The organism is Glutamicibacter sp. NPDC087344 (assembly GCF_044744225.1).
In the GTDB taxonomy this organism is placed as follows: domain Bacteria; phylum Actinomycetota; class Actinomycetes; order Actinomycetales; family Micrococcaceae; genus Glutamicibacter.
The window spans coordinates 187,534-201,132 of sequence record NZ_JBIUXY010000006.1 but is presented as its reverse complement, the minus strand read 5'-3'; the positions used below and the strand labels follow the sequence as shown (position 1 = coordinate 201,132).

Sequence of the window (13,599 nt, the reverse complement as noted above, 5' to 3'; positions counted from 1 at the left end):
CGGCAGTAGATGACAACCGTGAATCCAGCGATAACATGTGTGTATGGCAGATAGATTGAGCACCGAAGGAATGCGCTATGTTCGGGCGGTCGCCCAGACCGGATCGTTCAGCGCTGCGGCGAAGGCCTACGGAGTCACCCAGCCGGCGCTGTCCAATGGCATCGCCAAGCTCGAAGCGGCACTGGGCCAGAAACTGTTCGACCGTTCGCCTCGCGGGGTGAGGACCACCGCCTTCGGGCAGGCCATGCTGCCACGCATTGAGCACACGCTGGACGCGCTTGACGATGTGCACGCCGAGGCCGGCCGCTGGAACGCACCTGCGCCGGAAATGATTCGGGTCGGCGTCTCTCCGCTCATCAACCCGAAGCTCGTGGCCAGCGCCTACCGGGCGGTCTGCGACCAGCCGGAGCAGGACATCCGCCGCCAACTGGTGCTGCGCGAGGCGAATATGGGCGAGCTTCGCGAATCCCTTATCGCCGGAGACCTCGACCTGATCGTCGTCCCATCTGTCGAGCCCATGCCGCGCTACGCCCACCGGGTGATCGACTCCGAACCGCTGGTGTTGATCGAGCCCAGCCCCGGCGAGGGCCCCGCCCGTCTGGACGAGCTGGCCGGCCGGCAGCTGATCCTGCTGCCTGATACCTGCGGGCTGACGACTTTCACCCGCAGCCTCATCGCCGAGAACCAGCTGGCCGTCTCCGCCTACCCCGGGGAGGCCGGCAGCTACCGGGTCCTCGAAGAGTGGTCCCACCTCGGCCTCGGCTCGGCCATGCTGCCCAAATCCAAGCTCGCCTCCCCCAATACCCCGCACCGCGAGGTCCTCGACGCCGACGGCGGAGTCCTGGAGATCTTCTACGAGGCAGTTTGGAACCCGGGCTCGCCGATCGCCGGCGAACTCGAAGACCTCACCGACCGCCTGTCCCAACCCTCGGTTTGAACTCCCGCAGTCACCTCTTGCCATACACGTTCCCTATAGCTAGATTCATGCTTCCCCTCTACCGCTGAACCCGGCAGCGCTCGTAGCGTGGAAACGATACGGCATCGACAAGCCGCGGTCCACCAGCACGAAACGGAGCAATGCCTTGGCCTGCCTGCAGATCCCCCTGGTCATCGATGCGGGCGACAGCGCCGCGGACGTCCGGGCATACCTCGTTCCCGACCTGTTCACCACGGACGTCGTCGGTGCCCAAGCCGATCCTCGACTACCAGGCATCCGACCACGACTCCTACCTGGACCTGAACAAGGCAACCTTCTTCATCACCCAGACCGTGGCGGCGAACATGGTCGCTGGCGGCAAGGGCGGCTCAATTCTCAATCTCGGCTCGATGTGGGCGCACCAGGCGATCGCCGCGACGCCGTCCTCGGCGTACTCGATGGCCAAGGCCGGATTGCACTCCCTGACCCAGCATCTGGGCATGGAACTGGCTGAGCACAAGATCCGCGTCAACGCGATCGCCCCTGCTGTCGTGCGCACACCGATCTACGAGGGATTCATTCCCAAGGACGAGGTCGACGAGGCCATCAGCGGCTTCGATTCCTTCCACCCCATCGGCCGCGTCGGCACCTCGGAGGAAATCGCGGAGGTCGCCGCGTTCGTGGTCTCCAACGCCACCGGCTGGGTCACCGGAGCTATCTGGAACGCCGACGGCGGCGTCATGGCCGGCCGAAACTAGATCCCGCGCTCGCTGGGTCCGCGCCCCGCCGGCACAGATCCGGGGATCGCCACCCGCGGGTTGATCGCCCAGGCGTAGGAGGTTCAGCAGGTCTTCGACCGGGCGGCGCGCATCCAGCAACGCGAAGCACTGAAGCGTGGCCTGCTGACCTAACCCGGGGAGAATACCCGTATCAGCGGACAACATCCCTGGACTCGGTAAGACATGATGCGGAGTCGTGCCCCGCCAAGTGATCCTCGCGGGTATGACTCCGAATTGGTATAGACTGAACATGTTCACTGAACGAATTCATTAGGAGTTGGGTGTGGGATCAGTCCGTGAAGCGCAGAAACGTGAGACCGAAGCACGAGTACTAACAGTGGCGGACGAGTTGTTCCGCACGAGGGGCTTCACGGTGACCACTATTCGTGACATTGCCACCGCCGCTGGGGTGAGTACAGGAACAGTGATGTCCGCAGGAGACAAGAACGCACTTCTGGTCGCCAGTTTCGATCAACGCATCGAAGAGATTCACCAGGGACGCGCAGAATGCAGAGCAGAATCGGCAAGCGGTGCAATCGAGCAGATCGCCGAACTGGTCGAGCCGTTCGCAGAACTCTTTACCGCTGATCCCCAGCTTGCCCGCGTCTACGGTTCCATACTAGTGGCGGGCGAAACCGCATCCAGTACGTTCACTGAGCTTGCGGACACTCTCATCAATGAAGTCGAGGCCGTTCTCGTTCGCGCTCAGGTGCAGGTCGCACGACCTCTTGCAGAGAGCATCTACTTCGCCTACATCGGTCGGCTGTTCACTTGGACACCACAAGACGATCACAACACGGAACAGCTAAAGCGCAGCCTCAAAGGCATCATCGCGGCGATCTGCCAAACAAGGAAATCCCAAGCATGACTCTTCTCCCCGATCCCTGGTGGCTCACCGCCCTGTTGGCCGCTACTCTCTTATTCGACGCAGTTGCTTCGATCAAGCCACCTAAGTTCATCCGTGATTGTCTTGAGGGGGTAGGCTTCCCGGGCGAATGGTGGTGGACGCTCATTGTCATCAAAACACTCGCTGTCGCCGGGCTAATCGTTGGCTTCTGGGTTCCGGGTATCGGACTCGCCGCCAGCGTCGGAGTCGTCGTGTATTCCCTATGCGCAACCAGCGCTCACATCAAAGCTCGTTTCACTGGCATGTCATTCTGGGTGAACTGCCTGGGAATGCTCTCGCTCTCCCTCGCCACGTTAGTATTCTCCTTTCTAGCCTAATGAATGTGTGCGTGCAAGTGGCACTCGAATCCCAGAAATCTACCTACGAGGCTGGCAACTCAGGTGGAGATGCAACGAGCGGTCGCCAAACCGGATACGCCTAGACTTTGTGCCACACCTATCGCAAGGCTCCCATGTTCGACTATGGGAATGTAGATACCTGCTGAAATATCCCCACTTCCCTCGATAGATACATTGAAAAAGTGAAAGGCTCAGCACGAAGCGTTTCCTCTGGTCATAGCGCACTTCTCGTCGAGACAACGGTGTAGCGACGCACGCTGCCCACTATCCGGACTACGGCCTCACGACTTCAACCTGGCAACGGCGCGGTCGAAGGAAGAGTCGGGCAACTGCGATCCCTGCATATTTGAGGTCCCCGCCATCGAAGATGGGAACTGCATCCCTGTGACGCAGTTCCTGCCTCCCCACCGCTACTTCTATTGAGCTCCTTTTCGAGCAGGTGGTCTGCGAAGACCTCGGCCATGAACCCCGTCTGCGCTCGCGTCAGCGGCGGCGCGGCCTCGCGGATCTTCCGGACGTGCTCGGCGTGCGCAGTCAGGGCGAACGCGCTGTCCAAGTCTGATGCTCGACCAAACCGCAATGGACTTCCGAACACATTCGGAATACACTTAGGGCATGTCTCTCCTTGCGAACCACCCCACGGCCACCCGGCGCTCCTCGGACCTGAGCAAGCACTCGGCCGAGGTCTTCGCCGAGGCCGAGGACCATCCAGTCACTGTGACCCGCCGCGACGGCGAGTCCCTAGTCCTCATGTCCCAGCGCGAGGCCGACGCCCGCGCCGAGCTACTGAGCATAGCGGGTACGCTCATCACGGTGACTCTCGAGGAAGGCCCCCTCACCGAGCGCATGGCCAGCCACTACCCCTGGATGTACGCGCTGAGCGCCCAGGACCGCGAGCAGTGCGCCCGAGACCTCATTGACGCCGCACGCGCATCTTTCTCCACACATCAGCCGCACCTGGCGATCGCCAAGCTCACCAGCTGGCACGAGACCGCCACAGCGATCGCTGCCGGCCTGGGCTCGCAGCCGGTCGAATGGCTCGACGAAGACGACGACGCGATCGTCGAGCGCCCCTGAGCATGCCCAAGGAGACCGTCGTCCCACGACCGGCGAAGAAGTCGGAGTACGTGATCAAGCACTCCACGAGACAGGCCGAGAAGGGCTGGCGCGATCTCGTGGCAACAATCAGGAACCCCATGAGCGAGACCTGGGACTTCCTGACCCGCACGCCCCAGCAGACGACCGTGACCAACTATCCACTTGAGGGCTCCTTGGCAGTCATCACCCGGGGAGGCCGCAGCTTTCAGCGCTGGCAGCACAAGCCCACGCTCAAGGGCAGCGCCCGGGTCTGGTTCTACGTCGACGGCAGCACCGTCTACCTCGAACAAGTCCACACCGCACACCCGAACGAGACGAAGTAGCCGCGCATGGGTACCTTCACGCCGCGGGTGATGCGGCTGCTCTCCGACCAGTTGACCGGCACGCCTCTGCGCGAGATCAACGCGCTCTTCGACGACCGGGGCGTCGTCCTTGGCCCGGAACAGCATCGCGAGAACGACGAGAGCGTCCGGCGCGAGCGGATGCGCCGGTACCTCGCGACCCTCGACCTAGGCAACGCCACCGATGCTCAGCGGCTTGCGGCGGTGCTCGGCGACGTGCTTCAGAAGATCATCCAGGACACCGCGACCGGTTGGGGAGGCGGCGACGGACTGCGGGACAAGTGGTTCCAGATCCTGCGTGAAGATGGCTTCGATGTCGACGAAGCCAACGGCATCGTGCGCATGGGCAGAGCCGTGGCTGGGTTGACCGAACATGCGCTCAGCGCACTTCCCGATCCGCAGTCCATTCATGACCATCTGCGAAGGCTGGGCGACAGCGTCGACTCCGACCCGCGGCTCGCCGTGAGCACTGCCAAGGCGCTGATCGAGTCGACTGCCAAGTGCGTGCTCACCGCCCGGGAGCAGAGCTACTCCCCCGGCGCGAAGGTCCCCGCCCTGGTCCACGCGGCCCAGGAATCGCTCGGCCTCGCCCCCAAGTCGGTCAGCGACGAGAACCGGGCGCTCCGCCAGGCCCTGCAGTCGCTGATCACCCTCACCCAGAGCGTGACCGAGATCAGGAACAGTGTCGGCATCGACCACGGAGCCGAGGAAGTCCCGACGTGGGTGCGCCCGCGGCACGCCCGCCTCGTCGTCGGGGCGGCCCAGGTCTGGTGCCAGCTCATGCTCGAGACGCTCGCTGATTCCGACGCGCCATGGCGTCGTTCAGAGTCCTAGATTCGATCGGGGTGGAAGCTCTGGACCTGATCACTGCGGAACTCGGGCATCGAGTTCTCGCCCCGTCCAGAACCCAAGGCGACAGCGGCCGGTATACGTTGACGTAGTGCGAGTCGAGACGGCTCCATGATCGAAACCGGCGTGCAGACGAGTCTTCGAACTAGCGTTTCCGCTGACACACTGGACACGAATAACTCGATCGGTTCATGAACTTCTCCCGTACGATCGGCTTCCCGCAGCGCGTGCAGGGCTGGCCGTCAATCCCGTAGGCATTCAGGCTGCGGGCAAAATATCCGCTACTGCCTGCCACATCGACATACCGAGAATCGAACGACGTCCCTCCCTGGGCGAGTGCGGCGGCCATAACCTCCCGAGCAGCATCGATTAGCGCATTGATCCTGAACTTGCTCAATGACGACGCAGGTGTCTCGCCGTGCGCCTTGGCGGCCCACAACTCCTCTTCGGCGTAGATGTTCCCGATGCCGGACACCACATGTCTGGTCCAGCAGCACCCACTTGATCTCCGTCTTGATTCCCGTGCGCTTGGCCTTGATCCACGCAACAGCTGATGCCTGGTCGAACAGCGGATCGAACGGATCTCGTGCGATATGGGCGATCGATGAGGGAAGCACCGCTCCGCCTTCGTCGTACATCAGGTGCCCGAATGTGCGCTGGTCATCGAACCTAAGATCGTGGCCGCCGTCGGTGAAGGTGAACCGAGTCCGCTTGTGTGCAGCGACTGCAGCCGCAGGGGACGTGATGAGCATATGCCCGCTCATCCCCAGATGCGCCAGCTACGCGTCCTCGCCGTCCAGGACCAGCCACAGGTACTTGCTGCGTCGGGCAGTCCCAGTGATCGTCGCACCAACCATCCACGCTGCAAGATCTTTTGGACCGCCAACATGACGACAAGCTGCCAGAGGATGCCGGAGAACAGCCGATGCGATCGTCCTGCCACGGACATGGTCGTTGAGTCCCCGCCGCACAACTTCGACTTCAGGCAGTTCAGGCACGGGCTACACCTCTCAGTGTCCGGGACCTAGCACTACGGCGGTGCGTTGCTGAACAGGTGGGGCCGTATTGCGGCTTACCCAAAGCCTCTCGCGTTAGGTCAGACCGGCATATGACTCGTTGACGCCGGGTCGCTGTCCGGTAGAGTCAATCGCGACATTGGAGTGAACGGCCTCCTTCGACCCGCTTTGATGCAACGTTGAAGAAGCCCGATTTTACGTTCACGTTGACTTACAGGGTTTCGAAACTCGTCCCACTTCTGTGTATATACCGCCCATGGTGAAGAATGATGTCGAGAAGTATGTCTCGGCCTGCAAGTCGCAGGCTTGCCCTAGCGGAATCGGAGAAAATAGCGGCCCTTGTTCGACTGGCAACTGTCGAGAACCGAAGCGACTTCTCAGTCTGATGTGACGCATCTGATCAGCGTTGCGTGAGACTGACGTTATACAGACATGTATTGGAACGGTGAAAATGCTCAAAAGGTCGATCCACGTCAACGTCTCGCAGGAGGCCGCAGTTGGCCTTGCTCACAGGTAGCACACGAGTATCGCCAACCGACCCATAAATTTCTTTACTGTCATAAAATCACCAAACTGCAGCATTCACGGATACCCATCTTGGACCACGGAATCAGCCTTAAATTGGCCACTAAAGACAGAAGCCCACGTCACCAAGATATCGGTGACGTGGGTCCAAATTGCCTGATAGTTTAGCACTTACCAGCCGCGCTCTGCCAGGCGGTGCGGGACGGGAACGTCGGTCACGTTGATGCCGACCATCGCTTCGCCCAAGCCGCGGGAGATCTTGGCCAACTCGTCCGGGTTATCGAAGAAGGTGGTGGCCTTCACGATGGCCTCGGCACGCTGAACCGGGTTGCCGGACTTGAAGATGCCCGAGCCAACGAACACGCCGTCGGCACCCAGCTGCATCATCATGGCGGCATCGGCCGGGGTGGCGATACCACCGGCGGTGAACAGCACTACCGGAAGCTTGCCGGTGCTCGCGATTTCCTTCACCAGTTCGTACGGAGCCTGGAGTTCCTTGGCTGCGACATACAGTTCGTCTTCTGGAAGGGCTGCCAGCTTGGCGATTTCTGCGCGAATCTTGCGCATGTGGCCGGTGGCGTTGGAAACGTCGCCGGTGCCGGCTTCGCCCTTGGAACGGATCATCGCTGCGCCTTCGTTGATGCGGCGCAGGGCCTCACCGAGGTTGGTCGCACCGCAGACGAAAGGCACCGTGAACGGCTGCTTGTCGATGTGGTTCTCGTAGTCGGCCGGCGAAAGGACCTCTGACTCGTCGATGTAGTCAACGCCGAGCGACTGCAGGATCTGCGCCTCGACAAAGTGTCCGATACGGGCCTTGGCCATCACCGGGATGGAGACCTCGTTGATGATGCCGTCGATCATATCCGGATCACTCATCCGTGAGACGCCGCCCTGGGCGCGGATGTCGGCGGGAACCCGCTCCAAGGCCATGACGGCGACGGCGCCGGCATCTTCAGCGATGCGTGCCTGCTCTGGGGTGACTACGTCCATAATGACGCCGCCCTTGAGCATTTCAGCCATGCCGCGCTTGACGCGGTCCGAACCGATGACTGGGTTCTGGGAGTTCGAAGACATGGGGGAACTGGTTCCTTTCGATACTGCATAAGAGCGCCGCTGCGCACCCGGTGTTGGGTTCAGAAATTCAGGCAGCGGCGAGGTAGCACACACTCATCGTAGGGTTCATAAAGTTCTTTACCGCCTGTGTTGCGTAACAATATGACGATAGTCGATAAATCCCTTGGTTGACGCTTTTGGCGTCACATTCAAGATTTTTTATTACACCTTGTCAAGGTGGCTTTACCGGCAATTGTTACGCGAGGTCTGCAGGCTAGATGACTTGTCATTCGGGCCTTGGGGCGCGGGTGGTGAACTGCCTTCAAAATTGGTTTGGCGTTCGGCCGCCGGCCTCAAACAGACGGGCCAAGCCTCAGCTGGTCGACACGTCGCGACGGTTGAAGCGTCTCAAACCTGCCCCGGCGAGCAACAGTGAAATCAGCAGCAGGAGTATCAGCGGTGTCCAAGCGAATTCTTCGGCGGGTAGTCTCGGGACGGCTCCGAATGCAGTTGCCTTGACCAGGTTGGCAGGTAGCGAGAACAGTCCGCCGAACATGGAGGCCATGACCGAGAACCCATAGAGAACCCAGGTGATGGTGGTGCTCAGGTGCGGCGCATATCCGAAAGCCAGCAGTTGTACTCCCAGCAGTGAAAGTACCGCCGGCCAAAAAGCCAGGCATTCCGTGGCCACGGTCCAGGGCGCCGCCGCCCCGTCGGAGGCCAAGCCAATGAGGTAACCGCCAAGCAGCAGCATCAACCCGGAACCGATTCCGGCAAGCAGCAGGTGGGATCCGAGCCAAGCGCCTCGGGAAAGGGAACCGGCCAGCTGTTGTTCAAGCCGCCCACTGGCCTCCTCGCTTTGGGCCGCGCCCAGGGATTGGATGGCAAATGCCCCGGCAAGCAGCGCGGTGAACAGAACGAAGATCGCCAGCACTCCCTCAAGCATGTTATCCCCGGCGCCCAAGAAGTTGCGGGCGAAGGGATTACCCGGATCGAGCAGCGAACTCATGGCTTGCGCTACCGAACCGAAAAAGAGGCCGGAAATGGCTGCGCCGAGAAACCAGCTGATCATCGAGGAGCGTTGCAGTCGCAGGGCTAGACCCCAGGGCGTGGTCATCAGCCTGCGTGCCTCGGTTGGGCCATGATGTTCGGGCAACAGCCCTGCGCCGAGATCACGGGTGTTTTCAATCCCTGCCGCGAGCAGGCAGCCCAGCAGACCCAAGCCTGTGAGGGCAAGCAGTGGCCACCAGTTGTTATCCCCGAAGGCGCGCATGTTCTGCGCCCAACCGATCGGTGAGAGCCAACTCAGCGCGTGGGGTGTGGTGCCCTCGGCCTGCAGGTCGGCCCCGGCCCGAACAAAATAAAAGAGTCCAACCAGTGCCAGGACCAGCGAGTTCGCCCCGCGGCTGGTTGAGCTGAGCTGACCGCAGATCGCGGATAGGCCGATAAAGGCCAGTCCGGTGCCGGCAATGGAAGCACCCATGATCCAACTGCCCATGGCCGGCAGGGACACCCACAGGCACAGCAGGCTGATCAGTGCACCGGTAGCCAGGCACAGTGCGACTGCGATCAGGTAGTTGGCGGTTGAATAGGCATGGCGGCCCAGCGCCGTGGAACGAAGCAGTTCGGTTCGCCCGGACTCCTCCTCAGCCCGGCCGTTGCGGGTGATCAGGAAACAGACGGCCAGTGCGAGGGTCACGGCCAAGGTCATCCAGATCTTGATCACCAGAATGCCGCCCAGGGATCCTGCGGCATAGGGCAAGCCGGTCATGGCGGCCACCGCCGGGGTGTTGGCCACCTGCGCATAGGCATCGCGCGCCGCCTGGGTGGGGAAGGCGCTTTGCTGCGAGTCGTAAACAACCGGGATCATCGAAGACAGGATCAGCACCCACAAAGACAGGCGCAACCAGTTCCTGCGCAGGATGAAACCGAAGACGATCCCGGTCCCGCTCAATGTGCTTGTACCGCGCGGCGCCGTGGTTGAACGCGGAGGCCGTTCGGCCAGCATGTGGCGCCCGTGGGTGGTTCCGGTGCTCATCGGTACTCGCCTGCCTGGGTCGCAACCGGCTGGCGCAGGGCATCGGAATAGTGGCGAAGAAACAGGTCCTCCAGCGAGGGCGGGGAGCTGACCAAATTTCGTGGTGAGTAACCCGCCAAGGCACGCAGGATGCCCGCGAGCTGGGCCGGATCCGCGCTGAAGCGCGCCGTTGCCCCGCTGATTTTCAGGTCTTCGACACCCTGCACCATGGCCAGCGCGGCGGGATCAGCGGAAACCTGGACGGTGATTTGCGTGCGTTGCAGGTGGCGCAGCTCGGCGAGGGGCCCTGCCTGAACGGTGTGCCCGTCGCGGATGATGGTGATGGTGTCGCACAGTTTTTCAACCTCGGCGAAGATGTGGCTGGAGAGCAGGACACTGCGCCCCTCGGCCGCGACCTCCCGGATGCACGTGGTGAAAACCTGTTCCATCAATGGATCCAGCCCCGAGGTCGGCTCATCGAGCAACAGGAGTTCCGCCCGCGAGCTCAGGGCGGCGACGAGTGCGACCTTTTGGCGGTTTCCCTTGGAGTAGCTGCGGGCTTTTTTGCCGGGGTCCAGCTCGAAGCGTTCAAGCAGCTCGTTGCGGCGGCGAGTATCCACCGGGCCGTGCAACGTGCCCAAAATTCCCAGGGCCTGGCCGCCGGTGAGATTTGGCCAGAGATTCACCTCGCCCGGAACGTAGGCCAGGCGGCGGTGCAGCGAGACAGCGTCCCGCCACGGGTCGCCTCCGAGAATCCGGGCTTCTCCCCCATCGGCCTTGAGTAGACCGAGCAGGATGCGGATGGTGGTGGATTTCCCGGAACCATTTGGCCCGAGGAATCCTGCGATCTGCCCGGTCTCAAGATGCAGGTCCAGATCCTTCAGGGCGGTGGTGCGCCCGAATTTTTTGTGCAGTCCGCTCACTTCAATGGCCGGCGTGATGGTGGCCATGGTGTGCTCCTTACCGAGATTCGGTTATTCCCGCGTCTGTCGCGGGTGGGACATCGGCTGCGGTAGCGAGAAGGTACTCATTGAGGTAGGCCGAGTCGGTGAACAGCCCCTCGGAGTAGATTTCCAGGGTGGGCAGGGCCACGCGTGAGTAGTAGTCCTGCATGACCGCGGCGAAGTCTTCCGGATCCTGCGGCGGGTTCAGCGCAAAGTGCAGGACCAGCGCCCCCAAAGATTGCAGGATCAATAAACGTGCCCGTGCCGGCTCGTCGCGGCTGGGGACAATCAGCCCGCGCGAGACGGACTGGTTCAAGAGGATCAGCGCTTCATCGATCAGCTGTTCGGTGAATTTTCGACCGGCGGCCGAGCCCTCGCGGGCCGAGCGCAGGATATAGAGCAAAAGTACGCCGCCCTGCGCCGAGGCGGGCAGGTGGGTGAACAGCTGGTGAGGGTCGGCCTGCAGAGATTCTTCCTTGAGCTGGCGGTACCGCTCAAGGACGGTGGCATCGCACTCGGCCCGCAAGGCATCTTTGGAGCCGAAGTGATGCCGCACCAGCCCGGCGGTGACCTGGGCCCGGGCCGCGATTGACCGCAGGGATTCCTCGAATCCCTGCGCGGCGAAGGCCTCGATTGCCGCATCGCGCAATCGAGCTCGACCGGTCAAATCCTGCCAAGCTGTACTCACGTATAGGAGGCTACTCCGGTGTATAGCCGCTGGCAAGGGGTGCCGGGTGAGCATTTTCCCTCCGGTTATTTCCCCGCAAGGACGGTGATTCTAGGCGTTGGGATCCTGCTCGGTTCCGGCTCCGCGACGGCGCAACACCGGCTCACGGTGGCTTGCTCCCCCGCAGCCCGACGCGGTTGTTCCGCAGGTGCTGGCGCACGCACTGGCGCAGGAATGGCCGGTGGGCGCAGCAACTGGCGCGGCCGCCGACCGGTGAGGAGAAACCGCCGAAGCGCCGGATGCCTCCTGCCCCAGGACCACGAAGCCGGCGTCGGCGATCATCTCAAGATCCTTCGCGGCACCCTGCCCCTCGCTGGTGAGATAGTCGCCCAGGAAGATCGAGTTGGCGACTTCCAAGGCGGTGGACTGCAGCGAGCGCAGGTGCATTTCGCGGCCGCCGGCGATGCGCAGTTCCTTGTCGGGGCACACCAGGCGCACCAAGGCCAAGATCCGCAGGCAGGCCAGGGGTGTCAGCAGCCAGGTTCCTTCCAAGGGTGTGCCATCGAAGGGCATCAAGAAGTTGACCGGTATGGATTCCGATCCCAGATCCCGCAGGGCGAAGATCGCCTCAACCAGTTGCTCCGGGCTTTCGCCGAGTCCGACAATCAGCCCCGAGCAGGAGGATAGCCCGGCGGACTGGGCCTGCTGCACGGTGTCCACACGTTCCTGATAGGTGTGCGAGCTGCAGATCTGCGGGTACAGCGATTCGGCGGTGTTCAGGTTGTGGTTGTAGGCATCCGCCCCGGAACTCTTAAGCTTCTGGGCGTGGCCGTCTTTGAGAATTCCTAAACAGGCGCAAACTTCCACCCGCGGATGCTCAACTTTGAGCTGCTCGACCATGGTGGCCACCCGGTCCACATCTCGATTGCTTGGACCCTTGCCGGAGGCCACCAGGCAGACACGGGAGGCGCCCGCGGCGATCCCGTGCCCGGCCTGGGTGACGGCCTGCTCGGGTGTGAGCCAGGAGTATTTCAGGATTTCTGCCGTCGAACCCAACCGCTGGGAGCAATAGGTGCAGTCCTCGGGGCAGAGCCCAGATTTCAGGTTGACCAGGTAGTTGACCTTCACCGTGTTGCCAAAATATTTGCGGCGCAAGGTGCCGGCCGCACCAACCAGCGGCAACGTCGCGAAGTCGTCGGTGGCCAGCACCGCCAGCGCGTCGGTTTGGGTCAGCCGGTACCCGGAAGAAATCCGGGCCACGAGCTGGGGAACATCGAGCAATACATCGTGCGGAGCCATGGGGCACCTTTCGCGACAGGACACCGCGCCAAGGAGTGGTGGGGCGAATGTGGTACTCGATGCAACATCCTTGAACGGTGTTCAATTGGTGGTGAATCTTCACCCTACCCACAAATGCGGATATATTGAACAGTGTTCAAGTGCGTGTCGTCATAATCCAAATTTTTCGGCACTTAAACACCCTGCGCCCCGCTCCAAGGAAAATCCTTGAAGCGGGGCGCAGGGTGCTGCACGGGGCGAGCATCCTCCAGGAGGAGCTGGCCCTATTGAACCTCTAGCCAGGTGGCGGCGATGGTTTCCCGCACCTCGCCGAGAGTCTGCGGAATCGCTTTGGTTCCGGCAATGATCGGGAAAAAGTTTCCATCCCCGTTCCACCGCGGCACCACATGCTGATGCAGGTGCGCGGCGATGCCGGCTCCCCCGGCTTCACCCTGGTTCATCCCCAGGTTGAAACCCGCCGGGTTGGAAGCCTGGCGCAGCACCCGCATGGACTTCTGCGTCAGGGCCGCCATTTCAGCGGTTTCCTCCAGCGTAATGTCGGTGTAATTCGGCACGTGGCGGTAGGGGCAAACCAGCAGGTGCCCCGGGTTGTACGGGAACAAGTTCAGGATCACGAAGCAGGTTTCCCCGCGGTGGACAATCAGCGCCTCCTGATCGGTGCGGTTCGGACCGGCGCAGAAGGGGCAGCTTGCCTCGTCCTTGACCTGGTCCTGGCCGCCCTTGATGTAAGCCATCCGGTAGGGAGTCCATAAACGTTGGAACGAGTCCGGCACACCGGCGAGTTCAAAATCGTCGGTGACCTGTGCGTCCTGCGGATACTGCATGATGATGGACTCCCCTTGCCGGTGTG

The 13,599-nt window shown here is 62.0% G+C and carries 14 protein-coding genes and 1 pseudogene; 7 read left to right on the top strand and 8 right to left on the bottom strand.

Annotation, left to right across the window (positions count from 1 at the left end):
* Window positions 1-43: 43 nt before the first annotated feature.
* The 4 genes from ACIOWL_RS12790 to ACIOWL_RS12775 all read left to right on the top strand — a co-directional run bounded on the left by ACIOWL_RS12790 (window position 44) and on the right by ACIOWL_RS12775 (window position 2,919).
* Window positions 44-937: a LysR family transcriptional regulator gene (locus ACIOWL_RS12790; protein ID WP_400385567.1), complete on the top strand. Its 894-nt coding sequence runs from the start codon at window positions 44-46 to the stop codon at window positions 935-937.
* 245 nt (window positions 938-1,182) lie between these two features.
* The gene (locus ACIOWL_RS12785) at window positions 1,183-1,674 is read left to right on the top strand and encodes an SDR family NAD(P)-dependent oxidoreductase (protein WP_400385564.1); all 492 of its coding nucleotides are present in this window, start codon (window positions 1,183-1,185) and stop codon (window positions 1,672-1,674) included.
* 304 nt (window positions 1,675-1,978) lie between these two features.
* Window positions 1,979-2,563, top strand: coding sequence for a TetR/AcrR family transcriptional regulator (locus ACIOWL_RS12780; RefSeq protein WP_400385561.1), 585 nt, complete (start codon window positions 1,979-1,981; stop codon window positions 2,561-2,563).
* A complete protein-coding gene (locus tag ACIOWL_RS12775; RefSeq protein ID WP_400385558.1) occupies window positions 2,560-2,919 on the top strand; it encodes a DoxX family protein in 360 nt (119 codons plus the stop codon). Before ACIOWL_RS12780 ends, ACIOWL_RS12775 begins: the two co-directional genes overlap by 4 nt.
* Window positions 2,920-2,958: 39 nt before the next feature.
* Here the strand turns inward: ACIOWL_RS12775 and ACIOWL_RS12770 are convergent, their stop codons facing one another.
* On the bottom strand, window positions 2,959-3,138 hold the full coding sequence (locus ACIOWL_RS12770) for a zinc finger domain-containing protein (protein ID WP_400385555.1): 180 nt from the start codon (window positions 3,136-3,138) through the stop codon (window positions 2,959-2,961).
* Window positions 3,139-3,555: 417 nt separating this feature from the next.
* Here ACIOWL_RS12770 and ACIOWL_RS12765 point away from each other — a divergent pair, with 417 nt between their 5' ends.
* The 3 genes from ACIOWL_RS12765 (at window position 3,556) to ACIOWL_RS12755 (ending at window position 5,213) form a co-directional block, all read left to right on the top strand.
* A complete protein-coding gene (locus tag ACIOWL_RS12765) occupies window positions 3,556-4,017 on the top strand; it encodes a prevent-host-death protein (RefSeq protein ID WP_400385553.1) in 462 nt (153 codons plus the stop codon).
* A 119-nt stretch (window positions 4,018-4,136) separates the two neighbouring features.
* Window positions 4,137-4,361 (top strand): hypothetical protein, encoded by a 225-nt coding sequence (locus ACIOWL_RS12760; protein ID WP_400385551.1) that lies wholly within the window; start codon window positions 4,137-4,139, stop codon window positions 4,359-4,361.
* A 6-nt stretch (window positions 4,362-4,367) separates the two neighbouring features.
* Window positions 4,368-5,213, top strand: coding sequence for an abortive infection family protein (locus ACIOWL_RS12755; RefSeq protein ID WP_400385549.1), 846 nt, complete (start codon window positions 4,368-4,370; stop codon window positions 5,211-5,213).
* 160 nt (window positions 5,214-5,373) lie between these two features.
* Here ACIOWL_RS12755 and mutM read toward each other — a convergent pair.
* The 7 genes and pseudogenes from mutM to ACIOWL_RS12720 all read right to left on the bottom strand — a co-directional run bounded on the left by mutM (window position 5,374) and on the right by ACIOWL_RS12720 (window position 13,573).
* A pseudogene (gene mutM, locus ACIOWL_RS12750) lies at window positions 5,374-6,226 on the bottom strand (bifunctional DNA-formamidopyrimidine glycosylase/DNA-(apurinic or apyrimidinic site) lyase).
* 714 nt (window positions 6,227-6,940) lie between these two features.
* Window positions 6,941-7,843 (bottom strand): pyridoxal 5'-phosphate synthase lyase subunit PdxS, encoded by a 903-nt coding sequence (gene pdxS / locus ACIOWL_RS12745; protein WP_400385547.1) that lies wholly within the window; start codon window positions 7,841-7,843, stop codon window positions 6,941-6,943.
* 352 nt (window positions 7,844-8,195) lie between these two features.
* Window positions 8,196-9,860, bottom strand: coding sequence for an ABC transporter permease (locus ACIOWL_RS12740; protein ID WP_400385544.1), 1,665 nt, complete (start codon window positions 9,858-9,860; stop codon window positions 8,196-8,198).
* Window positions 9,857-10,789 carry an ATP-binding cassette domain-containing protein gene (locus tag ACIOWL_RS12735; RefSeq protein ID WP_400385541.1) on the bottom strand — a complete coding sequence of 311 codons (933 nt, stop codon included), beginning with the start codon at window positions 10,787-10,789 and terminating at the stop codon, window positions 9,857-9,859. Before ACIOWL_RS12735 ends, ACIOWL_RS12740 begins: the two co-directional genes overlap by 4 nt.
* Before the next feature lie 10 nt (window positions 10,790-10,799).
* Entirely contained in the window at window positions 10,800-11,471 is a 672-nt protein-coding gene (locus ACIOWL_RS12730; protein ID WP_400385538.1) for a TetR family transcriptional regulator, read from the bottom strand.
* A gap of 90 nt (window positions 11,472-11,561) precedes the next feature.
* A complete protein-coding gene (gene bioB, locus ACIOWL_RS12725) occupies window positions 11,562-12,749 on the bottom strand; it encodes a biotin synthase BioB (RefSeq protein WP_400385536.1) in 1,188 nt (395 codons plus the stop codon).
* A 263-nt stretch (window positions 12,750-13,012) separates the two neighbouring features.
* Entirely contained in the window at window positions 13,013-13,573 is a 561-nt protein-coding gene (locus ACIOWL_RS12720; protein ID WP_400385533.1) for an HIT family protein, read from the bottom strand.
* Between the last annotated feature and the right edge of the window lie 26 nt (window positions 13,574-13,599).

Bases quoted from the DNA above. Each gene is read 5' to 3' on its own strand.
- ACIOWL_RS12740 (WP_400385544.1), bottom strand. From the start codon at position 9,860: ATGAGCACCGGAACCACCCACGGGCGCCACATGCTGGCCGAACGGCCT.
- ACIOWL_RS12790 (WP_400385567.1), top strand. From the start codon at position 44: ATGGCAGATAGATTGAGCACCGAAGGAATGCGCTATGTTCGGGCGGTC.
- pdxS (WP_400385547.1), bottom strand. From the start codon at position 7,843: ATGTCTTCGAACTCCCAGAACCCAGTCATCGGTTCGGACCGCGTCAAG.
- bioB (WP_400385536.1), bottom strand. From the start codon at position 12,749: ATGGCTCCGCACGATGTATTGCTCGATGTTCCCCAGCTCGTGGCCCGG.
- ACIOWL_RS12755 (WP_400385549.1), top strand. From the start codon at position 4,368: ATGGGTACCTTCACGCCGCGGGTGATGCGGCTGCTCTCCGACCAGTTG.
- ACIOWL_RS12760 (WP_400385551.1), top strand. From the start codon at position 4,137: ATGAGCGAGACCTGGGACTTCCTGACCCGCACGCCCCAGCAGACGACC.
- ACIOWL_RS12735 (WP_400385541.1), bottom strand. From the start codon at position 10,789: ATGGCCACCATCACGCCGGCCATTGAAGTGAGCGGACTGCACAAAAAA.
- ACIOWL_RS12765 (WP_400385553.1), top strand. From the start codon at position 3,556: ATGTCTCTCCTTGCGAACCACCCCACGGCCACCCGGCGCTCCTCGGAC.
- ACIOWL_RS12720 (WP_400385533.1), bottom strand. From the start codon at position 13,573: ATGCAGTATCCGCAGGACGCACAGGTCACCGACGATTTTGAACTCGCC.
- ACIOWL_RS12775 (WP_400385558.1), top strand. From the start codon at position 2,560: ATGACTCTTCTCCCCGATCCCTGGTGGCTCACCGCCCTGTTGGCCGCT.